Source organism: Candidatus Krumholzibacteriia bacterium (genome assembly GCA_035268685.1).
Taxonomy (GTDB): domain Bacteria; phylum Krumholzibacteriota; class Krumholzibacteriia; order JAJRXK01; family JAJRXK01; genus JAJRXK01.
The window spans coordinates 1-22,643 of record DATFKK010000159.1 but is presented as its reverse complement, the minus strand read 5'-3'; the positions used below and the strand labels follow the sequence as shown (position 1 = coordinate 22,643).

At 69.5% G+C, this 22,643-nt stretch carries 17 protein-coding genes; 8 read left to right on the top strand and 9 right to left on the bottom strand.

Annotation, left to right across the window (positions count from 1 at the left end; all coding sequences use genetic code 11):
* Positions 1 to 14 precede the first annotated feature (14 nt).
* The gene (locus VKA86_15085; protein ID HKK72533.1) at positions 15 to 1,724 is read left to right on the top strand and encodes an oligopeptide:H+ symporter; all 1,710 of its coding nucleotides are present in this window, start codon (positions 15 to 17) and stop codon (positions 1,722 to 1,724) included.
* A gap of 10 nt (positions 1,725 to 1,734) precedes the next feature.
* Here VKA86_15085 and VKA86_15080 read toward each other — a convergent pair whose 3' ends face one another.
* The 3 genes from VKA86_15080 to VKA86_15070 form a co-directional block, all read right to left on the bottom strand.
* Positions 1,735 to 2,940 carry a helix-turn-helix domain-containing protein gene (locus tag VKA86_15080; protein HKK72532.1) on the bottom strand — a complete coding sequence of 402 codons (1,206 nt, stop codon included), beginning with the start codon at positions 2,938 to 2,940 and terminating at the stop codon, positions 1,735 to 1,737.
* A gap of 33 nt (positions 2,941 to 2,973) precedes the next feature.
* Entirely contained in the window at positions 2,974 to 5,739 is a 2,766-nt protein-coding gene (locus VKA86_15075) for a valine--tRNA ligase (GenBank protein ID HKK72531.1), read from the bottom strand.
* Positions 5,740 to 5,911: 172 nt separating this feature from the next.
* On the bottom strand, positions 5,912 to 6,550 hold the full coding sequence (locus tag VKA86_15070) for a hypothetical protein (protein ID HKK72530.1): 639 nt from the start codon (positions 6,548 to 6,550) through the stop codon (positions 5,912 to 5,914).
* 136 nt (positions 6,551 to 6,686) lie between these two features.
* Between VKA86_15070 and VKA86_15065 the strand changes: the two genes are divergently transcribed.
* Together VKA86_15065 and VKA86_15060 are read left to right on the top strand one after the other, a co-directional pair.
* The gene (locus tag VKA86_15065) at positions 6,687 to 8,297 is read left to right on the top strand and encodes a M28 family peptidase (GenBank protein ID HKK72529.1); all 1,611 of its coding nucleotides are present in this window, start codon (positions 6,687 to 6,689) and stop codon (positions 8,295 to 8,297) included.
* A 77-nt stretch (positions 8,298 to 8,374) separates the two neighbouring features.
* Positions 8,375 to 10,879: a SpoIIE family protein phosphatase gene (locus VKA86_15060; protein HKK72528.1), complete on the top strand. Its 2,505-nt coding sequence runs from the start codon at positions 8,375 to 8,377 to the stop codon at positions 10,877 to 10,879.
* 254 nt (positions 10,880 to 11,133) lie between these two features.
* On the opposite strand, the gene VKA86_15055 is transcribed toward VKA86_15060, so the two are convergent.
* From VKA86_15055 to VKA86_15040, 4 genes are read right to left on the bottom strand one after another with little or no spacing between them, the layout of a single operon-like run.
* Positions 11,134 to 11,745 (bottom strand): hypothetical protein, encoded by a 612-nt coding sequence (locus VKA86_15055; GenBank protein ID HKK72527.1) that lies wholly within the window; start codon positions 11,743 to 11,745, stop codon positions 11,134 to 11,136.
* Positions 11,742 to 12,521: a hypothetical protein gene (locus VKA86_15050; GenBank protein ID HKK72526.1), complete on the bottom strand. Its 780-nt coding sequence runs from the start codon at positions 12,519 to 12,521 to the stop codon at positions 11,742 to 11,744. The genes VKA86_15055 and VKA86_15050 overlap by 4 nt, the downstream gene beginning before the upstream one ends.
* Positions 12,521 to 13,510 (bottom strand): Gfo/Idh/MocA family oxidoreductase, encoded by a 990-nt coding sequence (locus tag VKA86_15045; protein ID HKK72525.1) that lies wholly within the window; start codon positions 13,508 to 13,510, stop codon positions 12,521 to 12,523. Before VKA86_15045 ends, VKA86_15050 begins: the two co-directional genes overlap by 1 nt.
* Positions 13,507 to 14,739: a glycosyltransferase family 4 protein gene (locus VKA86_15040; GenBank protein ID HKK72524.1), complete on the bottom strand. Its 1,233-nt coding sequence runs from the start codon at positions 14,737 to 14,739 to the stop codon at positions 13,507 to 13,509. Before VKA86_15040 ends, VKA86_15045 begins: the two co-directional genes overlap by 4 nt.
* Before the next feature lie 73 nt (positions 14,740 to 14,812).
* Between VKA86_15040 and VKA86_15035 the strand changes: the two genes are divergently transcribed.
* From VKA86_15035 to VKA86_15015, 5 genes are all read left to right on the top strand, one after another.
* Positions 14,813 to 15,481 (top strand): YigZ family protein, encoded by a 669-nt coding sequence (locus VKA86_15035; GenBank protein ID HKK72523.1) that lies wholly within the window; start codon positions 14,813 to 14,815, stop codon positions 15,479 to 15,481.
* A gap of 179 nt (positions 15,482 to 15,660) precedes the next feature.
* Entirely contained in the window at positions 15,661 to 18,360 is a 2,700-nt protein-coding gene (locus VKA86_15030) for a pitrilysin family protein (protein ID HKK72522.1), read from the top strand.
* A gap of 8 nt (positions 18,361 to 18,368) precedes the next feature.
* Entirely contained in the window at positions 18,369 to 19,448 is a 1,080-nt protein-coding gene (locus VKA86_15025; GenBank protein ID HKK72521.1) for a glycosyltransferase, read from the top strand.
* Between the two features lie 96 nt (positions 19,449 to 19,544).
* Positions 19,545 to 20,003: a peroxiredoxin gene (locus VKA86_15020; GenBank protein HKK72520.1), complete on the top strand. Its 459-nt coding sequence runs from the start codon at positions 19,545 to 19,547 to the stop codon at positions 20,001 to 20,003.
* The gene (locus VKA86_15015; protein HKK72519.1) at positions 20,000 to 20,581 is read left to right on the top strand and encodes an NAD(P)H-dependent oxidoreductase; all 582 of its coding nucleotides are present in this window, start codon (positions 20,000 to 20,002) and stop codon (positions 20,579 to 20,581) included. Before VKA86_15020 ends, VKA86_15015 begins: the two co-directional genes overlap by 4 nt.
* Before the next feature lie 28 nt (positions 20,582 to 20,609).
* Here VKA86_15015 and VKA86_15010 read toward each other — a convergent pair whose 3' ends face one another.
* Together VKA86_15010 and VKA86_15005 are read right to left on the bottom strand one after the other, a co-directional pair.
* A complete protein-coding gene (locus VKA86_15010) occupies positions 20,610 to 21,419 on the bottom strand; it encodes a dienelactone hydrolase family protein (protein HKK72518.1) in 810 nt (269 codons plus the stop codon).
* A gap of 38 nt (positions 21,420 to 21,457) precedes the next feature.
* Positions 21,458 to 22,643: M20/M25/M40 family metallo-hydrolase (locus VKA86_15005; GenBank protein HKK72517.1), on the bottom strand; the 1,186-nt coding region annotated here is incomplete at its 5' end.

Here is a 22,643-nt window from a genome sequence, read left to right as displayed (position 1 = left end):
GGGCCGGAGACGCCGTGACTCCGGCCGCCCCCTTCCGCACGAACCCAGGACCCGCCATGAACATCACCGAGTACATCCTGCTCTTCGGATGGATCTTCGTGTTGATCTGGGTGCCCGTGGTCATCGCGACCAATCGCAAGACCCACCCGGGCGCCCTCTTCGTGCTCTTCGGAGCGGAGATGTGGGAGCGCTTCAGCTACTACGGGATGCGCGCGCTACTCACCCTGTACATGGTGAAGGTCCTCTTCGTCGACATGGGAGCGGCCGCCGACGCCCGGGCCCTGGGGATCTACGGCTCCTACACCTCGATGGTCTACCTGTTCCCCGTCGTCGGCGGCCTGATCGCCGACCGGGTGTTCGGTTTCCGCAAGGCGATCCTGGTGGGCGGGATCATCATGATGCTCGGGCACTTCGCCCTGGCCCTCGAGGGCATGCTCTTCGAGGGGAACATGGCACTGTTCGCGGGTTCTCTCGCCCTGATCATCATCGGCAACGGCTACTTCAAGCCGAACATCAGCAGCTATCTCGGCACCTTCTACACGACCGACGACCCACGCAAGGACGGCGCCTACACGATCTTCTACATGGGCGTGAACATCGGGGCCTTCCTGTCGTCGCTGACCTGCGGATACGTCGGCGAGAACATCGGCTGGCACTACGGATTCGGTCTGGCCGGCATCGGCATGGGCCTCGGCCTGATCGTGTTCTGGACGGTCGGGAAGAAGGTCTTCGGATCCTCCGGTCTCGAGCCCGACCCCGTCGCCGCGCGGCGCCCGGCCCTGGGCCCCTTGAGCCCGAACGTCCTGGTGTGGGGCGGCACCCTGCTCATGCTGCCGATCTGTGCGGCCCTCCTGAGCCTCGACCAGCTCATGTCGACCCTGCTGCTGATCATCGCACTGGGCATCGTGGCCTACCTGGTCTTCGAGGCCCTGCGTCTCCGCGCGAAGGGCGACCAGCCGATCGCCTCGTCGCAGCCGGAGACGTCCGCCGCCGGGGCCGACGTCGTGGCGAGCGCGCCCGTGCTCACCCACCGCCAGCAGGGCGACCGCCTGCTCGTGGTCGTGGTGCTCTTCTTCTTCCACGCCATGTTCTGGGCCTTGTTCGAGCAGGCCGGAGGCTCGCTCACACTGTTCACCGAGCGCAACGTCGACCGCAACGTCTTCGGCGGCGAAATCCCGGCCTCGGTCTTCCAGAGCCTGAACCCGCTGTACATCATGCTGCTGGCGCCGGTCTTCTCGTGGATGTGGCTCCGTCTGCGCACGGCCAACGCCGAGCCGTCCACTCCGATGAAGTTCGTGCTCGGCCTGGCGCAGCTCGGGCTGGGCTTCGGTGTGATCCTGATCGGGGCGAAGTTCTTCGCCGACGAGCAGGGTCTGGTGCCGGTGCTGTTCCTGTTCGGTCTCTACCTGCTGCACACCACCGGCGAGCTGAGCCTGTCACCGGTCGGACTCTCGATGATCAGCAAGCTCTCGCCCGGCAAGATCGTGGGCTTCGTCATGGGTGCATGGTTCCTGTCGATCGCACTCGCGAACAAGATCGCCGGCGAGATCGGAAAGCTGACCGCAGGTGGCGAAGAAGCCGTCGCCGGCGCCACGCCCTTGGAGTCGCTGGCCGCGTACACCGACGCCTACCAGGTGTGGGGACTCTACGTGATCCTCGGAGCCGCTGCGGCACTGCTGGTGCTGGTGCCCCTGCTTCGCCGGTGGATGCACGGGATCCACTGATCGCGACCAGTCATTCGGGGTCGGCCGGTTCGCTCCGGAGGAACCACTCCGCCCCGGTCCAACGCGGCGGTGGTTCGCGCACGATGCCGTCGAGCTCGAAGTCGGCGGCATCGGGATCGCTCGCGCGGATCAGGAAGTGGTCGGTGCCGGTCAGCCTCCAGACCTCACCGGCTTCCAGGACTCGGCGTTCGCGCTGGCCCCTAGCGAGCTCGACGTCCACCTCGACCCGCTCCCGTGCGGTGATCACGAGCCGCATGACGGGCACGTCGGCCTCGGGCTGACCGCGCACCACACTCGGAAGCCCCCCGTTCGGCTCCGTGGACTCCACGACCTCGTCGCGGCGTGCGGGCGTCGAGGTCATGTCTGCGCGCGCCGGCGCCCTCTCACCTTCGTTCTCGACCGTCTGGTCGGCCGTCTCGTCGATGTCGGCGTCCTCGGTCCCCGCGGTGCTCCGCTCCGCCGTTCGCTCGTCCACCGGCGCCGGCGCGGTGCTGGGGTGCCACTCGAGTCGGTCGACCGGAGGTGTCTCCTCGGTGATCGGGTCGTCGTCCGCCGGCTCGGGCGGGATCGCGACGTCACCGCCCTCCGGGGATCCCTCGGCGGCATCCTCCACTTCCCCGGCCGGCGCCTGCTCCCCGGGCGTCTCCGCCGGCGGGACGGACGTCCGTGGGGCGGGCGATTCCGCCACCCGGGTCTCCGGGCGCTCGGCATCGGGCCCGAGACCATCGTCGACCGGCAGGAGGGTCCACACGACCACCGCGCCGACGATCACCGCCGTGGCCACAGCGAGCGTGATCCACCGCGCACGGCCACCGCCACTGCTCTCGGGCGCAATACGGCGGACCCGGACCGACTCGACCTCCCACACCGGGCCCCTCTCGGACACCGGAGGTGCCGTGGGCGGCGTCACCGATGTGAACTCCTGCGTGGCGGCCTCGTCCGGTTCGATCGGCTGGGGCGGGCGCTCGGGCAGTCCGAGTTTGGTGAGCAACCAGTCCGGATCGAGATCGAGGACCCCGGCGAGTTGCCGCACGAATCCGCGGGCATAGACCGGGCTGTCGAACTGGTCGAAGTCGTCGGACTCCAGCGCCTGGAGCATACGCGGTGCGATCCGGGTGCGATCGTGGAGCTCTTCGACCGACCAGCCCTTCTTCTCGCGAGCGTCGCGGAGGATCTCTCCCAGGCTCCGGTAGTCGCGGACGTCGCCCTCGCTCATGACCCCTCCTGCCCCGTCGACCGACGGTGCCGCTCAGTCCTGCAGAGCGGCGATCCGCTCGTCGAGCTTCGTCAGGGTGTCGGCCAGGCTGGCTTCGAGCGCACGCTCACGCTCCACCACCTCGGCCGGCGCCTTGCTCACGAACTTCTCGTTCGACAGCTTGCCCCGGACCCCGTTCAAACGCCGGGCCACACCATCGCGTTCCTTGGCGAGACGCTTGCGCTCCTCCTCGAGATCGACCAGTCCCTCGAGTGGCAGGAAGACCTCGAGGTCGCCCACCACGGCCGACACCGACTGCGCCGGTGCCTCCTCGCCCATCGGTAGCATCTCCACGCTCTCGAGCTTCGCGAGAAGCGCGATCGGACCCCCCAGCGGCTCGACGCCGCGTGCGACCTCGCCCTCGCCACGGAGCAGCGCACGTCCGCGCTTTCCCGGCGGGACCCCGAGCTCACCCCGCAGGTTGCGGATCGCACCCACGAGTTCGCGCACGCGGTCGAAGCGCACCGCATCGGCGGCCAGGGGCGGGTCGCCCACGAAGCGGGGCATGGGCGCGGCCACCACGAAGCCCGCCGTCGCCGGATGGGCGTGCCACAGCTCCTCGGTGATGTACGGCAGGAACGGATGCAACAGACGGAGCAGCAGCGCGTGCACCGTCAGCGCCACCACCAGCGCCGTGTTGCGTTCGCGCGGACTCTCGCCGCGCAGGCGCGGCTTGATCGCCTCGAGGTACCAGTCACAGTACTCGTGCCAGAAACAGTCGTAGCCCGCGTAGGCGGCATCGTTCAGTCGTCGCGCCTCCATGCTGCGTTCCACGCTCTGCGCGGCCACGGCCAGACGGTGCAGCATCCAGCGATCCTCGAGCTCGACCGGCGCCAGCTCTCCGGTCGGCGGAGCGTCGCCGCCGAAGGTGGCGTAGTGGATCGCCCGCAACCACGCGTCGGCGTCGAAGTCGTCGTCGGGCTCGAGCGGGGCCAGGTCGCGCTCCATGCGCTCCACCTGCGCCTCGCCGAACTGCAGGTCGGACTCGTCGAGGTGCCCGAACAGCAGCCGCGTGGCGTTCCAGATCTTCGTGCAGAAGTTCCGGCCCGTCTCGCAGGTCCCGTCGCTGAAGTTGATGTCCGAGCCCGTCGGCGTGAGCATCACCAGCACGAAGCGCAGCGCGTCGGCACCGTACTCGTCCATGAGTTCGATCGGGTCGGGACTGTTGCCCAGACTCTTGCTGAGCTTTCGTCCCTTCTCGTCGCGCACGATGCCGTGGAAGAGCACCTCTTCGAAGGGTGGCTCGTCGAGGAACTCGTAGCTGGCCATGATCATGCGCGCGACCCAGAAGAAGATGATGTCCGATCCGGTCACGAGCACGCTCGTGGGGTGGAACTTCCGCAGGTCGTCGGTCTTCTCGGGCCAGCCCAGCGGACTGAAGGTCCACAGCCACGAACTGAACCAGGTGTCGAGGACGTCTTCGTCCTGCTCGAGCGACTCGCTGCCGCACTCGGCGCACCGCGTGGGCGCGTCGACCTGCACCATCTCGTGGCCGCAGTCGGCGCACTCGTAGAAGGGAATCCGGTGCCCCCAGCGCAACTGTCGGCTGATGCACCAGTCGCGGATGTTGCGCATCCAGTGGAAGTACACGCCCTGCCAGCGATCGGGGAAGATGGTGATCTCGCCCTTCTCCACCGCTTCGATCGCGGGCTTCGCGAGGTCGTCCATCTTCAGGAACCACTGCTTCGAGATGTAGGGCTCGATCACCGTGTCGCTGCGGTCGTGGTAGCCGACCATGTGCGTGTGGTCCTCGATCTTCTCGAGCAGGCCTTCGGCCTCCATGTCGGCCACGACCTTCTTACGCGCCTCGAAGCGGTCGAGGCCGCGGTAGGCCTCGGGGGCGGCGTCGCTGATCGTCCCGTCGGGATCCAGGATGTTCACGAAGTCCAGGTCGTGCCGCTTGCCCATCTCGTAGTCGTTGGGGTCGTGCGCGGGCGTGACCTTCACGCAGCCGGTGCCGAACTCGGGATCGACGTGGTCGTCCTCGATCACCGGCATCTCGCGCCCGACGAGCGGCAGGATCACCGTCTGGCCCTTCAACCACGCGGTCTTCTCGGCGTCGGGGTTCACCGCCACCGCGGTGTCGCCGAGCATGGTCTCGGGGCGGGTGGTCGCCACGACCAGGTAGCCGGTCTCCTTCAGCGGATAGCGGAAGTGCCAGAGCTTGCCGTTCACCTCCTTGTGCACGACCTCTTCGTCACTCACGGCGCTCTGCTGGGCGACCGACCAGTTCGTCATGTAGTCGCCGCGGAAGACCAGGCCCTTCTCGTACAGCTTCACGAAGGCCGTGAGCACCGCGCGCGTGCGCTGCTCGTCCATGGTGAAGGCTTCGCGTGTCCAGTCGAGGCTCACGCCGTAGCGCTTGAACTGCGAGACGATCACGTCGTGGTGATCGTCGGCCCACTTCCAGGCGCGCTCGAGGAAGGCGTCGCGGTCGAGGTCGCGCGCGTCGATGCCTTCGCTGCGCAACTGGGCGACGACCTTGTTCTCGGTGGCGATGCTGGCGTGGTCGGTGCCGGGGACGAACAGCGTCGGCCGTCCGCACATGCGGTAGTAGCGCACGAGCGCGTCCATGATGCCGGCACCGAGGCAGTGACCGATGTGCAGGATGCCCGTGACGTTCGGCGGCGGCAGCGTGATCACGAAGGCCGGGGCGTCCTCGGTGGGCTCGAGGTCCTCGGGCGGCGTGAACAGGCCGGCCTCTTCCCACTGCGGATACCACTTCTCCTCGAGTCCGGTGGGATCGTACTGCTTGTCCATCGTCGTCCTCGGCGCGGGGCTTCGCGCTCGGTGCGGGCGGAAGGCTGGCCACGGGGCCGCCACGGGTCGGGGGACCGGCGGGGCCGGTCGGGAGAACGGGTAGGCTAGCAACGGCCCGCGCGGCGGTCAATCGGACGTCCTGACAACGAGTTGGGCGTCCACGCGGGAATGGTCACGAACTCTCCAGGGTCATCGCGAGCGTGGTCGCCGCCGATGCCCGAAGACGATCGAGTTCCGTACCGAAGGGAGCGTCGTCGAAGACGGGACGTCCGCGGTAGGGCTCGCGGGCACGCCACAACACCTCGGCGCGCTCGAGATCGACGACGGCCCCGTGCAGGGCACCCTCGATGCGCCGATAGGAGGCCAGTCCCTGGTCCGTGTTGAAGTCCGAGACGTCGAGGTCGGTGCGCGGCCGCTCCGATCCGGTGACGACCGTCTCCGCGATCCAGGTCAGCAGGACGTACCGCTGCCCGAGCGCACGTCGCAGGGGTTCGCCATCGGCCGGCAGCAGCCGGTCGCCCAGGGCCAGTCGCCGGACGAGCGGCCTCAGGCCGACGTCCCCGGTCTCCAACCGGGCTCCGACGCTGTCGGGGCCGACCAACCGAGTGGCGGGCAATCCTGCGTACAGATGATCGTGGAGTTCGAGGGCCACGCGCCGCAGGTCCCCGTGCAGGGTTGCGGTCGTGGGACCTGGGACGGTGGGGGCCACGGCAAGGGTCGCCTCGAGCACGCGCCCGAAGTCCGGCGAGACCTCCACCGTGGCGCCGACGCGCTCCGACCGCGGGGTCGAGGCGCACGCCCCGAGGACCACGACGGCTGCCGCCGCGAACCATCGGGCCCCCGCCGCCACCGTGGACCGAGGGGTCGGGATCTCGCCACGACCCTTTCCCGGGCCCCGTCGGTGGTGGTACTTTTGTGAGAGAGCGTTTCCCGACGGAAGTGGATCCATGCCGAGACTCCGATTGCTGCTGTGCGCCGTCGCGCTGCTGGGCGCCACCACCGCGATGGCCGGCCCCGTCGTCCATCTGGTCGATTCCGGCACACCGCGTCCGTCCGAGGCCGAGGTGCAGGTCCGGATCCTGGGCGACAGGACCGTGTGGGTGCCGGCACCCGGCGCCACGCCAGCCCTGCCCGCGTCGGCCCGGACGCTCCGTGCCCCCGACGGCGAACAGTTGTACGTCGTGCGCGAGTCCGCCGTCCATGCCGACGACGATCTGCGGACCCTCGCGCGATGGAGCGGTCATCGGATCGTCGCCCTCGACGACCCCGCGGGGCACTCCCATCTCTCCCACCACTTCGAACGCCTGACGTGGCTCACGCCACCACCGCGTCCCCGCGACGGGGTGGCCAATCTGCCCCGCCGTGTCGACTCCGCCGCCAAGACCGCGCTGATCGACGAAGTCGATCTCGCGCGCTACTCCGAGATCGTCCGCAAGCTCTCGGGAGACCTACCGTTGGACGCCAGTGGGCGGTCGGGCACGATCACCACCCGCTACACCTACAGCGAGGGCCAGGCCGGCGGCGTCGACGATGCCGTCGCCTGGCTCACCACGGGCTTCGAGTCCGCGGGGTACTCCGTCGTCTCCCAGACGGTGCCCATGCCGGGATGGACGACACAGAACCTGATCGCGATCCGCGAGGGCGCCGGACTCCCCGACGAGGTCGTGGTCGTGGGTGCGCACTACGACGCGACCAGCGAGATCCCGACCCAGCTCGCGCCCGGCGCCGAGGACAATGCCAGCGGGACGGCGGCGGTCCTGCACCTGGCCGAGGTCTTCGCCGACGCCGTCCCCGAGCGCAGCGTGCACTTCGTCTGTTTCGGAGGCGAGGAACAGGGACTGTACGGTAGTCAGGCCTACGTCGACCAGCTCGCGGCCAACGGATGGACCGTGACCGCCGCCCTGACCATGGACATGGTCTCGGCCTGGCAGGACGACTTCGGCGTGTTGATCGAAGCGAACCAGGCCTCGGAGCCCCTGATGACGTCGCTGCGTGACAACGTGGTCGCCCTGGGTGGACTGGAGTGGAGCTTCAGCTTCAATCCCTTCGGCAGCGATCACATCCCGTTCCTCCAGGCGGGGATCCCCGCCCTGCTGGCCATCGAGGAGGACTGGGCGGCCTACGGCGACTACCACCGCTCCACCGACACCTACCAACAGCTCGACCCCACGCTGGGGCACGCGATCACACGTGCCCTGGCCGGAACGATCGTCGATCAGGCGGGGCTGTCCACGTCGGTCGGCATCGACGAGCCCGACGTCCCGGCCGTCCTGGCGAACGACCGCGCGTGGCTCGGACGCCCCGTTCCCAACCCGTTCAACCCGCGCACCCTGGTCGCCTACGCGATCCCGCGCGAGGGTCACGTCTCCCTGCGGGTCTACGACGCGCGTGGGCGGATCGTACGCAACCTCGTCGAGTCGGTGCACGCGGCAGGTCGCGACGAGGTGATGTGGGACGGCACCGATCGCACCGGACGTCCGGTCGCCTCGGGACTCTACTTCACGCGCCTGGAGTTCGAGGGGCAGGTGGTGACGCGCCGCATGGTCCTCGCCCGGTGACGTCTCGCCTCGACCGCGCTTGACGGCCGCGCGGGACATCGGTCAGAGTGCGGACGACTCCAGAACGGGAGGGTGGAGTGGACCGGTCCCCCGGCCGACTCGGGCGACGTCTGTTGCTCGCCGTCGTGCCCCTGCTCCTGGTCCTCGAGATCCCCGGTGGTCTCGAGATGCTCCGGCGTCCCGACCTCGGCTGGAAGCTCCGTCAGACCACCGTCATGGTCGTCGAACCCGACGGGCCGGCCGCCCGGGCCGGCGTCGAGGTCGGCGATCGGGTGATCGCCCTCGGGCGGGAACGGGTCGCCAGTTACGCCGACGTCCGAGCCTCCCTGGTCGGCCAGCACGCCGGCGACGAGCTCCGTCTGACACTGCTGCGGAACGACCGTCCCCTGGTCCTCGACATCGAGCTCAGCCGACGCCCGATGGAGAGCCAGGTCCTCACGCTCTCCATGCGCCTCAGCGCGATCTGCTTCCTGTTCCTGGGCTTCGTCACCTACCTCCGCCGCGACGACGAGCTCGGCCGCACGTTCTACGTGCTGTGCGTGTTGCTGGCCTTTCCCTTCCTCGACCTGCCCAGCCTCCCCGACCGCCACTGGATCCGACTGGTCACCGGGCTGCGAGACGGGATGCAGGCGCTGCTGGCGGCCTTCCTGCTGCGTTTCCTGTTGATCTTCCCCGAAGGGGTCGCGAGCCGGGAGGCGGGATACGCGCGGCAGCGCTGGGTGCTGGTGCCGGCGGTGGTCCTGCTGCCCGTCCACGTCGCGTCGTCGCTGGCTCCGGCCAGCCCGGCGGCACGCGCGGTCGAGCCCTGGCTCCTGACCGCCACCACACTTCTGTTCGTCGGGTACGTACTCGCGGGGATCGCGGTGTTCGTCCGCAAGATCCAGCGCCGCGAGACCTGGGTGCGCGGATCGAAGCTACGCCTGGCCGCACTGGGACTCGGGTTGGGTGTGCTGCCACTCACGATCGCGGCCCTGGCCCGACTGCTCGACCCCACCCACGCCTGGCCGCTCGACGAGCTCGCGGTGCTCGCCCTGCCGCTCGTGCCGGCGAGCTTCTCGTTGGCCCTGCTCCGCAGCGGTGTGATCGATCTGGCCCATCTGACCCGACAGGCGCTCGTCGCCGCGTTCCTGGGCCTGCCGGTCGCGCTGGGCGCCTGGGTCACGGCCGGCATCGTGGGGCCGCGCCTGGATCCGTCGGCGCGTCCGGCGGTCTACCTCCTGGTGATCGTGGGGCTGGTCGCCCTGTTCACGCTGACACGAGCTCCCGTTCGTGCTCTGGCCGGCGGGATCGATCGCGTCCTGTACCCCGAGCAACGACGGATCCGCCGGGTGGCCGACGAGCTCGGCCGCACCCTGTCGGAGTCGCGCGAACCCGAGGCGGTGATCGAGGACTTCCTCGGTGGCGTCCGCCAGCTGGTGGACACGCGCCAGGCGCGGATCCTCGAGCCGCACGGGAGCCGATGGGTGCCCCACGGACTCGACGGGGAGCTGGCGACGGCCCTGCAGCTGGGCGACGAATCGTCGCTCGCGCGACTTCTCTGCGGATCGCGTGAAGTTCTCGTCCTGCCGCCAGATCGCGCAACCGAAGACCATCGGTTCGGCCCCTCCACCCGGGCCTGGATCCGACGCGCCGACGCGCACGTGGTCGCACCGCTGGTGTCCTCGGGCGAGACGGTCGCCCTGCTGGTGCTCGGCCCGCGGAACGACGGCCGCGCGTACGGTGCCCTGCACCTCTACCACGTCGACTCGCTGTGCCGCCAGGCCGCGGCGGCGCTGCAGAACGCCCGTCTGCACGAGGAGGACCTCGCGCGCGAGCGTGTGCGGACGGAACTGCAACTCGCCCAGAAGATCCAGCAACAGTTGCTGCCCCAGGCACCGATCCTGGGCGACTCGATCACGGTGTGCGGCCGGACCGTCAGCAGCCGGTCGGTCGGTGGCGATCTGCACGATCACTTCACCCTGTCCGATGGCGGGGTCGTGGTCGTCGTCGCCGATGCCTCCGGCAAGGGGATTCCGGCCAGCCTCCTCACGAGCGGAGTCCGGACGGCCGTCCGCGAGACCGTGCGACCCGGCCTCCCCCTTTCCGACGCGATCGCGCACGTGAACCGGCACGTCCACGGAATGACCTCGGTCGGAAACTTCATCGCCCTGTTCTGCGCGTTGATCGATCCACGGACGGGCGTCGTGGAGTACTGCGTGGCGGGCATCGAACCCCCGCTGTGGATCCGATCCCGACGCGAACGCTGCGAACCCCTGACCCGCGGCGGTCCGGTGCTGGGTGTCGATCCCGACGCCGGCTACCACGCCGGGACCATCCGCCTCGATCCTGGCGATACGCTCGTGGCCTACTCCGACGGTGTGATCGACGAGGAGGACTCCGAGGGCGAACCCTTCGGTCCCCAGCGCCTCGCCGCGCTGCTCCGTGCCGAGCGGGAGCACGAGCCGCGGCGATTGCTCGCATCGATCTTCGAGCGCGTGAAGGCCCATGCGGCCGCCGAGGCGGTGGACGACACGACCGTCGTCGTGGTCCGTCGTTCCCAGGAAGTCCATGTCGGCACGGAATCTGCAGCGGGATCGGGGTGACCGGGAATGGGGACGGGTGGGGCGGTGTGGCTCACGATCCTCGAAACCTTGCCGAAGGAGGTCGGAATGACTTCCGAGGACTTCCTCGGTCTCCTCACGTTGCTCGCGGACATCTTCTGGTGGCTGCGGCGCTAGGAACCGAACAAGACGACCCAGGAGCAGACGTTCACAATGGAACCGATGGGATGAAGCCCCGCTGCGCGTGTCGCGGCGGGGCTTCGTACTGCCGCCACGGTACGCCGACCCCGCCGAGCTCAGCCCAGCGGGAGGTGGGGCCAGCGCAGCAGCAGGACCTGGACGAGCCCCGACCAGCCGCCGGTGGCGATCAGAGCAGCCGTGCCGATGCAGGTGAGCGCCCACGGAAGCCACGACAGCCGGCCCGGAAGATTCCGCCCCGACTCGGCCGCCACCACGTAGACACCCGCCAACGCGAGGGCGGTGGCCAGGTGGTAGACGACCAGGGTTCCCCATGCCGGCACGCTCTGCCATGCGCCGCGCAGTTCCAGGAGTACCGGACCGAAGAGTTCGATCCGCCACAGGATCGCCACCACGGCCAACAGGAGTCCGGCCAGGAGCCCCCGCCAGACCCCGCCGTGCGCCCGCAGGCACACGATCACCGCGACCAGCGCGGCCAGTCCCACCCACAGTGCGGTGACTCCGGTCGTGCCCACCCCGCGGCGAGCCGTCGCACTGGTGAAGAGGAGCACGAAGACCGCGACCGTGACGAGGTGATCCCGCCGGTCGAGCGCCGCCCCGAGCGCCAAGCCCCCGACCACCATCGCCACCAGCGACAGGGCGAGACCCGGCGTGATCAGCGCGCCGAAGCCGCCGGTCAGAGCCTGCAGCGCACTGGGGTCGGGAGTCATTGGAGCGGCTTCTCCTCCTGGGTGTCGGCGTCGAAGATACGCATGAACGACGTCGGTGTCTGGTAGCCCAGGATCTCCTGCAGGCCGTCACCGTCGATGTCGACGAGTTCGATCGAATTGCCGAAAGCCTCGGTCTCCCACTCGGGCTCGCCGTTCACCGCGTCGACCACGACTCCGTTGTTGAACACGATCTCGAGTTCGGCATCGCTGTCGACGTTGCCCACCATCATCTCGCGCACGCCGCCGCGGTAGGTCTGCGTCGACTGGTACTCGCGGTTGAACGCGGATCCGTCGAAGTACAGGAGCTGGTTGTCGGCGAAGAGCAGTAGCTCGTAGTTCGGGTCGTCGTCGAGGTTGGCGATGCTCATGGCGGACACCTGCCGCAGGCCCTCGTTCAGACTCTCCCAACGGGACGAGTAGAACTCGTCGAACACGAACACGTTGCCTCCGCTCGTGCGGGCCACGATGTCGGCACCGCCGCTGCCGTCGAGGTCGGCCACGAGGATCTCGGCGATCTCTCCGCCTTCCAGGTTCCGACTGCGCCAGACTTCGCGGACGGCGTCGTCGGTCACGCGCACGACACGCACCAGACCGAAGCGATCGCCGTAGACCAGACCGATCCCCGAGTTCGTGTCGGCCGGCAGCATGGCCATCGGCCCGGCCCGGTAGGCGGCACGGTCGAAACGCATCAGTTTGAAGCGATCGATCCGACCCTGAGCGGAGGCCGTCGAGGCCAGGAGCAGCAGAACCATCAGGATCCAAGGGCTGCGGCGCATCAGACGTGCTCCTCTTCGGAGAGTTCGGCCAGCGACACCCGCCGCGCCTCGTCGTGCGAGCGATAGCACGCCTCGGCCATGCGCAGGGTCTCGGCCCCGTCGAACAGGGTGACCGGATTGGCCCGCTGCCCCCGCAACCACTCCACGAAGGCCAGGAGCGTGCGCGGGATGGTCATGGCGTCGGGCACCTCGACCAAGGTGTCGACTTCGGCGCCGCGGCGCCAGCGCAGGACCCCACCGAGGTAGTCGGCCTCGAACTGACCGTCGGTGCCCACCACCTCCAGCAGCGCACTGCGGCTCGCGGTGAACCTGCTGACCTCGGTCGAGGCCAGCAGTGGCCCCACGTCGTAGTCGAAGCATGCGTCGAAGAGGTTCTCGAGTGCCGTCGGACGCACGTGACCCAGGGTCGCGCGGACATGGTCGGGTGTCCCGCCCACGAACCACCGGACCAGGTCGAACAGATGGACACCCGTGAGGACCACCGATCCCCCGCCGGCCTCCAGCGGATGGGCCTGCCAGCGGATCCCCGTGGGCTGCAGGCGCTGCGCGATCCGGAGCCGGTGCACGCGGCCCAACCTCCCCATCTGCTCGCGTGCGACCTCCAGCACCGGGTGGAAGCGCAACGTCTGGGCGACCATCACGCGTGGTTCGGGACCGAGCTGGCCCACGAGCGCACACGCGCGCTCCCAGTTTCCGGTGAGAGGCTTCTCGACCAGCACCGGTTTGCCCGCGGACAGACACGCGAGAATCGCCTCGTCGTGGACCATGGGAGGGGTCGTGACGATCACCGCGTCCACGCGATCGTCGTCGATCAGGCCCTGCCACTCGGCATGGGCCCGGACCGGATAACGGCGTTCGAACTGCTCGCGCGCTTCGGGGGACCGACGGGAGACCGCCGTCACCGTGGCCCCCGGCGCATCCCCGTTCGACAGGTGACGCACATAGCGCTCGCCGTGGCGACCGGCACCGAGCACTCCGCATCGGATCATCGTTGCACCGTCCCTCTCGAGCGCTCCACGAGGCTCGCGTACAATTCTTCGTGGGCGTCGAGGAAACGTTCGTGGTCGTGGTCACGGTCGGCCACCGCTCGCGCCCGCATGCCCATCAGCATGAGTTCCGACTGCGCGCGGGGCAAGCGCCGGAGGGCCTCGGCCCACGCCTCGACGTCGCCCGGGGGGATCCTCCATCCGCTGACGTCGGGCTCGACCATCTCGACCAGTCCTCCGTGGTCGGCCGCCAGGACCGGACGCCCACTGCAGAAGGCCTCGATCACGCTCAGGGGCGCGTTCTCGTACCAACGCGACGGGACCGCCACCGCCCAGGCGGCCGCGCGCTCCGCCTCCAGGTCCTCGGGCCCGAGACGACCCAACCAGCGCACGTTGTCGAGGTCGGCCGACATCGCGCCGAGCCGGGCCGCATCCGGGCCGGTACCCGCGATCCGCACCTCGACGGCCGGAGCCCGCCGGGCCGCCTCGATCAGCAGGTCGACCCCCTTCTCGGGGCTGATCCGGCCAGCGTAGAGTACCCGCGGCTGCGGAGACCGTGCGTCCGGGTCCGCGGCCTCGGGCCGGTGACGGGGCGCGTTGCGGACGACCGCGATGCGCCGGGCCGGAAGGCCCTGTCGTCGCACGATGCCCGCCAGGAACTCGCTCGGACTCACGAACACCGACACGCCGCGCTCGTAGCTACGGCGCATCCGGTGCACGGTGGACTCGAGCGCGAGCAACCAGCTCTCGGCCCTGCTCCCCCGCGAACAGGCGTGCACGCCGACCCACAGTGGCCATTCCGTTCCGACGCACTTCGTGCAGATCGCACCGTCACGGAACAGTCGGTAGACGGGGCAGGCCAGTTTGTAGTCGTGCAGGGTCATGACCACCGGCACGCCGCGAGCACGCAGGACGTCGAGCACCGAGGGGCTGAGCTGGTGATACACGTTGTGGAGGTGCGCCACGTCGGGGCGGAAGTCGTCGAGAAGACGTCCCAGTGCCCGACGTGCTCCGACGTCGTAGACGGTCCCGACGGCATGGCGCAGACGGTCGACGGGACCCGGGCTCTCGTAGTCGCGGCGCCCGACGAAGTAGCGACTCCACTCCGACGGGCGGTTGTCGGGATGCTCGCAGGCGAAGACCGCGACGTCGTGACCACGCGCCCGCAACCCGTCTTCGAGGTCGAACAGGACCCTTTCGGTGCCCCCCCGCGGGTCGTAGAATTTGTTCACCTGAAGGATCCGCACGCATCCGCCCCGTGATTCCGACGCCACCTTCGTCCCCACCCGGCGCGGCCGGGTCCGCATGTCCAACGAGCCCGACGACACCCCACCCGGACCGTCCGACCGGTACCTGGTCATGACCGACGGTCCGGAGGTCGAGATCCGCGTGAAGGGATCGCGATTCGTGGGCCAGGCGCTCGCGGTGCACGGCGAGGACCAGGCCCACGCGCGGCTGAAGACTATCCGCAAGCGCCACCACGACGCCACCCATCACTGCTCGGCATGGTGGGTGGGACCACCCGGCCACACGATCGAACGCAGCGACGACGACGGCGAGCCCTCGGGCACCGCGGGCGCACCGATCCTGCACCCCCTCCGCGGCAGTCACAGGCACGACGGCATGGTGGTGGTCACCCGGTGGTTCGGTGGGACCAAGCTCGGCGCCGGCGGACTCGTCCGTGCCTACGGCCGGTGCGCCGCCGAGGCGATCGCGGCCGCGGGCTCGGAGACCGTGTGGATCACCCGGACGTTCGAGGTGGACGTCGACTACGGCGACGTGGGTGCCGTCGAGGCGGTCCTCGCCCGTCACGGCGGCCTCGTACGGGATGTCGTGCGGCACTTCGAGGGGCGCCCGCGCTTCGTGGTGCAAGCCCTGGACACTGGCGCCGACTCCGTCGTGTCGGCGCTCGTGGAGGCCACGGGAGCCCGGGCTGGGGTCGTGCACCACGAAGGCGGGGCGGACCGGCGCTGAGGTCGAGCCGGGGCACGTATCGCGGCCCCCCTGTCTGCCGCTCCCCGCACCCCGGCTCACGAACCGGTCACCAGGGGGTACGCCCCGGCCTCCGAGGTGTGACCACGCGTTGTCGGCTCCGCGCGGCGGCGCTACCCTCCACCGACACCCGACTCCCCGTCCCGAGAACAGGAACCGTCATGGCGCTCCTCCGTCTCCGCCTCGCGCTCGTCCTGCTGATCTCCCTCGTCACCGTCCCGGGCTGCTCCGGGGAACCCGAGCCCGTCGCCCCCGCCGTCGATCCGGGCATCGAGTTCACCACCGCCGATGGTATGGAGGTCCGCATGGTGCCCGACCCGGGCAGCGGCCTCTTCGCCAGCAACGTGTTCATCGGGGCCGGCTCCACACGCGAGGACGACCGTACGGCGGGAAGCAGCCACTTCCTGGAGCACCTGCTCTTCAACGGGACCGAGCGACGGACCCAGGAGGAGATCTACGCCGACGTCGACCGCATCGGCGCCTACAACAACGCCACCACCAAGCTCGAGTACACCCACTTCATGATGGTGGCACCGAACGAGGAGCTCGACGAGGCCCTCGACATCCAGGCCGACATGCTGCTGCACAGCACACTGCCGCCCGACAAGTTCGAGAAGGAGCGCGGCATCGTGCTCGAGGAGATGGCCAGGGACGCCGACGACCCCGGCCGCCTGCGTCGCGTGACCATGGTCAACGCTCTGTACGGCGCCGGCAGCGACTTCGCCCGCCCGGTGCTGGGTACCCGCGAGACCATCGCGAACTTGCAGCGCGAAGACGTACTCACCTATTACCGCCGCCAGTACGTTCCGTCGAACATGAAGCTCCTCCTGATGGGCGACTTCGACCCCAACGCCGCGCGAGCCACGATCGAGCGCTTGTTCGTGGCATCGCCCGGCGACGCCGCCGCGGCTCCCGCATACCCGCTCGAAGAACGTTCGTGGATGCACGAGCGCCGCATCGAGAACGACGCCATCGACCTGCTGATCGAGATCCCCGCACCCGAGGTCGGCCACGAGGACTATGCATCGATGATGCTGCTCACCGACGCGCTCGGGGGTGGCGACAGCGCTCGTCTCGCCCGCGCCATGAACCGCGAACCGTCGATCGAGACCCTCGAGATCGGCGCCAGCCTCATGGACTTCGAAGGAACGGGTGTGCTGCGGATCAACGCACGCCTGCCGCTCGGGAGCGACGTCGGTGACGCACTGCGACGGATCTCCGGCGAGGTGGCGACCCTGAGCCGCACCGGGCTGCGCGCCGGCGAGTGGGCCGGCGCCCGGAACCGGGCCCTGGGCCGGTCGATCCGCCAGGCCGAGCAGCTCCACTACTACGCCCTGCTGCAGGGCGACCGGATCTGGCACGGACCGGCCGGCTACGAACGACGACTGCAGGTGGAGCTCGAGGCGTCGTACCCACGCATTCCCGAGGTCGCCGAACGCTGGCTGCGCGCACCCGTGGTGAGCGTCGTCGCGGCCGGACCCGATCTGCCCGATTCCGACGCCGTTTTCGAGCCCGCCGCCGCGGGATGGGTTCCCGACCCCGACGCCGAGGCGCCCGAGCCCCTGCCCGGCGGAGGAACGGTCGACGAGTCGCGGCCGCTCGTCGAAGCGCCCCAGCCGCCGCGTGTCACCATGCTGGAGAACGGCCTGACGGTCGTCCACACGGCGTCGCCGAGCACGCGCATGTTCGCCCTGCACCTGCTGGTGAAGGACCGAAGCGCCCGCGAGCCCTCGGGCATGGCCGGGATCGCCGACCTCCTGCACCGCACGCTGCCCGAGGGCGCGGCCAACTACGATCGCGAGGAACTCGCCGCCCTGCTCGAGGGGATCGGTGCCGAGTGGAAAGTCACCGACGCCGGATTCATCCCCTACGACGACTACTACACCACAGACCCCCGCTTCTCGTTCGTGCGGATCGACTGCGTGGACCTGTACTGGCGCGAGGCGATCCGCCTGCTCGGCCTGATGGTCGGCGAACCGCGCCTCGAGCCCGAGGCCATCGACCGCAAGCGCGACGAGATGCTGCGGCGCCTGGCCGAAGGTGCCGAGAAACCCGCGACCATCGCCGAGCACCGCCTGGGCGAGCTCATGCTCGGCGAGGACCACCCGCTGGCCGCGCCCGTCTTCGGAACACCCGAGACGCTCGGCGCGATCGAACAGCGCGACCTCCAACGCTTCGCCCTCGACTACCTCGATCCGGGCCAACTGGTGTTGAGTGTGGTCGGCAACCTCGACCACGACGAGATCGTCGACCACCTCGAGAGGTCGCTGCGAATCGGCGGCGCGGCCGACCATGTCGGCGTCGATGTGCCCCCACCGCCGATCACCCGGAACGACCTCCGCGCCGAGGAAGCCGTGGGCGGTCGCCAGGTCGCGCTCCGCATGGGTCGCGTGATCGAGATCGAACCCGCCGATCGTTGGGCGCTGGAGGTGGCGGTTGCCATCGCGAGCCGCCGCATGCAACAGGACCTGCGCGAGACCCGGGGCTGGGCCTACTCGCTCGGCATGGGCGTGCGTGTGGACGACGACCGCGCCCGGATCGTGGCCAGCATGGGTACGCAGCCCCAGAACGCATCGCAGGCCGAGGTGGCCGTCCGCGACTACCTCGAGATCGGTGAGATCGAGACCGACACCGAGGAGATCGCCACCGTGGTCAATCGCCGGCTGGGACGGGAACGCATGCGCCGGGTCACGAGCATGGGCGAGGCGTTCAACCTGGGCGTCGACCACGTCTTCCACGGATCGCTCGAGTACCAGGAAGAACGCAGCGCGGCGCTGCGCGGAGTCACCCCCACCGACGTGGCCCGCGTGTCGGCGCGGTACCTCGGAGACGGCCCCGCGGCCGTCGTCGTGGTCCGGTAGGCCCGCGCGTGCGCGTCCTGCTCGTGAACTCCGCCATCCCGACCATGTTCGGCGGTGGCGAGAAATGGTTCGTGGAGGCCGCCGACGGTCTCCGGGCGCGCGGGCACGAGGTGATCCTCGTGGGCCGTCCCGCGAGTCGTCTCCTCGGGACCGCGGGCGAGCACGGGACGCCCGTTCGGGAGTTCGCCTTCGGCGGGGACTTCGACCCGGTGGCCACCGTCCGGGCCGCCGGTCTGCTGCGCCGCGAGCGCCCCGACGTCGTGCTCGTGAACTTCAACAAGGACGCCTGGCTGTTCGGACGCGGCGCGAAGCTGTTCGGGATCCCTCTCGTCGCTCGCCACGGGTTGATGGCCTACAAGGGAAAGTTCCACTATCGGCTCCTGCACCGCTGGCACGTCGACCGATTGGTGGTGAATGCGCCGGCCATCCTCGAGCACTACGCCGAGCTCGGTTTCGACGTCGGTGACGCGCGCGTGATCCTCAACGGTGTCCACCCGCCGGCACCGAAGCCGGGCGCGCTGCACGCGCGCTTCGGACTGCCCGCGGATGCGCGCGTGGTGATCACCTTCGGTCGTCTGGCCAACCAGAAACAGCTGGACGTGTTCGTCCGGGTGGCCCGCCGGATCACCGACGCCCATCCGACGGCGCGCTTCGTCGTCATGGGCGACGGCGCCGTCCGTGAACGCCTGGAGGGCTGGATCGACGACATCGGTCTACACGAGAACTTCGTGGTCCCCGGCTTCGTGCCCGACGCCGCATCGCTGGCCGGCGATGCCGATCTCTTCCTGCTGACGTCGAAGAACGAGGGCACCCCGAACGCCCTGCTCGAGGCCATGGCCGCGGGCACCTGTTGCCTGAGCTTCGACGTGGGGGCGGTGCGAATGGTGCTCGATGACGGTCTGGAGAGTGCCGTGCTCGCCCCGGGCGACGAGGAGGGCATGGCGTCGCGGGCGCTGGAGCTGCTGGCCGACGACACCGCTCGACGCGATCTCGCGGCGCGCCAGGAACAGCGGATCGAGCAGCGCTTCACCTTCGAGCGCGCGATCTCGGCGTACGAGGAGCTGTTGACTTCCGTCGCCTCGCGCTAGACACCGGAGGCGCAGGTCGCGGCCCGCAGGGTCACGTGCTACGCTGACGCGCGTCCCACGTCTTGCGTTCCATCCTTCTGCGGGAGAGTCCGAAGCATGCTGACGCCTGGTACCATCGCTCCACCCTTCTCCGCGCCGAACCAGAGGGGTGAGGCCGTCTCGCTGAGCGACCTCACCGATCGCTGCGTCGTCCTGTGGTTCTACCCGAAGGCCGACACGCCCGGCTGAACGATCGAGGGGCGAGGATTCCGGGACGGAATCCAGGAGTTCACCGACCGCGACATCACTGTTCTGGGAGCGAGCTTCGACACCGTCGACGAGATCGCCACCTTCGCCGCGAAGCACGACTTCCCCTTCGACCTGCTCAGTGACACCGACCGCTCGCTGGGCGTGGCCTACGGCGCGGCCGATGGCCCCGACGACCGCCATGCGCGTCGGATCAGCTACCTGATCGGACCGGGCGGAACCATCGCGGCCGCCTACGACCAGGTCGACCCGGCGTCGCACCCCGAGCAGGTGCTCGCCGACTTCGATCGCTTGACCAAGGAGGACTGACCGTGCGTTTCGCCGTCATCTACGGTTCCGTTCGCTCCGAGCGTCAGGGCATCCGTGCGGTCCGGTGGATCGCCAGCGTGCTCCGGGAGCGCGGCCATGAGGTCGACGTCGTCGATCCGATGGCGATGCCCCTGCCGATGCTCGATCGCATGTACAAGGAGTACGATGAGGGGGCGGCTCCCGAGGCCATGGAATCGATCGCGCGGATCTTCCGGTCGGTCGACGGCTTCGTCGCCGTGAGCGGCGAATACAACCACGCCGTCCCGCCGGCTCTGAAGAACCTGCTCGACCACTTCCAGGCCGAGTACCTGTGGCGCCCGGCGGCCATCCTCACCTACTCCGCGGGACACACCGGAGGCGCGCGGGCGCAGGTGCAGCTGCGTGCGATCCTGGGCGAACTCGGACTGGTGACGATTCCGGCCATGCTCGACGTGCCGCGCGTCGCCAAGGCGATCGACGAGGACGGCACGGACCTCGAGGGGCACCTGACGCGCAGCGTCGACCGGTACTGCGACGAACTCGAGTGGTACGCGCGGGCGCTGGCGCGTGGACGAGACGCGGGTGTGCCGTACGAGTGATCGCCGGCACACCGCGACCGGTCGGACCCTACTCGAGGACTTCCGCGAAGAACCCCTTCATGTGCTCCCACGAGCGACGGTCCGCCATCGGGTCGTACGCGGCTCCCTGCGCGGGGTCGTCTCCCGCACCCTTCTGCGTGAAGGCATGCACCGCGCCCGCGTACATGACGAGCTGGTAGTCGACGTCGGCCGCTTCCATCTCGTCGACGAAACCGGCGACCTGCTCCATGGGCACGTAGGGGTCGACTGCACCGTGACACACCAGGATCGACGTGCGGACGTTCTCGGCGTCGGAGGGATCGGGCGTCTCGAGCCCGCCGTGGAAGCTGACCACGCCGGCCACGTCGGCGCCGGAGCGGGCCAGCTCGAGCACGGCCGTGCCACCGAAGCAGTAGCCGATGGCGACGACCCGTTCGTCGTCGACCTTCTCGACCGCGCGAAGCCGTTCGAGCCCCAGCCGCACGCGCTCGCGGAACAGTCCACGGTCGGCGTAGTACTTCCCGGCCTCCTCGCTCGCCTCCTGCGTGTTCGCCGGGCGCACGCCCTGGCCGTACACGTCGAGGGCGAAGGCCACGTAGCCCATCTCGGCGAGCATGCGGGCCCGCATGCGCTCGTTGTCGCTCAGGCCCATCCACTGGTGGACGATCAGCACGCCCGGGACCGGGCCGTCGATCGCGGAGTCGTGGGCGAGGAATCCCTCGAAGGTCGTGCCGTCGTGCTCGTACACGACGGGCGTCTCGACGATCTCGGCGGTGGCGGGCGCGGCGATCGACAGCAGGAGCAGGACGAGCGACGGAAGATGGCGCATGGTCGTCTCCGGACTCAGGGGGACCGACATGGATTCGCTCCGGGCGGCCGGGGCGGATTCGGCGGCGATCAGCGACGGGCGACGAGCGTCACGGTGACGCTGCGGCGATCGCCGTCGCGCAGGAACTCGACCTCGACGGTGTCGCCCGGCTCGTAGCGCTTCAGGGCCTCGCTGTAGTCGGTCAGGTCGTCGACGGGTGCCCCGCCGAAACCGACGATCACGTCGCCCTCCTGCAGACCGGCCTCCGCGGCGGGGCTGTCGGGAAGAACGCCGGTCAGCTCCACCCCTCCGTCACCGCCCTGGAAGTCGGGGATCGTGCCCAGGCTCACGCGACGGCGTCCCTCGGTGGCCCGCTCCGGATCGGCCAATGCCTCCTGCGCACCCGCCGGAACGAACTGCAGGTCCGCGTCGGGACGCGCGAGGTAGTCGACGAGTTCGTAGGTGAAGTCCACGAGCGTGGCCAGGCCCGCCCGGTCGAGCTTCTCGAGCGTGTCGCCCGGACGATGGTAGGTGGCGTGGGCACCGGTGAACAGGTGCAGCGTGGGAATCGCGCGCTCCGCGAAGGCCATGTCGTCGGCCGTGCCGGAACTGCGCGCCACCGTCTCGAGCTCCAGCCCGAAGGCCGTGTCGATCCCCCGCAATGCCGGCTCGAAGGCCGGCGCCGACTCCACACCGAACACCGTCAGACCGCCGTCGGCCAACCGACCCACGGTGTCCAGGTTCACCATGGCGACGATCTCGTCGACGCCCTCGGGTGGATTCGCGACGAAGTGCTCCGACCCGAGCAGCCCGGTCTCCTCGGCGGTGAACCAGGCGAAGATCACGCCGCGCTCGGTGGGCTCCCACTGCTCGTACACCGAGGCCAACACTGCGCAGCCCGAGGCGTTGTCGTCGGCTCCGGGATGCACCGTTCCGTGGTTGGGCGTCCCGGGCTCGCCGCGGCCCAGGTGGTCGTAGTGCGCGCCGACGACGATCCAGCCCGCCTCGGGATCGGTGCCCTGGACGATCCCCAGCAGATTGCGCAGACGGTGCCCGCCCGGGCCCTCGAACTCCTGCTCGAACACGTCGAGGTCGAACATCCCGAGCACCCGGGCGATCTCGTCGGCGGCCTCGTCGAGATCCGTGTCGACCGCGCGGCCCTCCGTGTGCGATCCCGCGAGCACCGACAGCATCTCGTCGAGGACGTTCTGGGTGGCGGCGGCCGGAAGGGCGGTCACGCCCACCAGGACGAGGGCCAGGATCGAACGCATCATC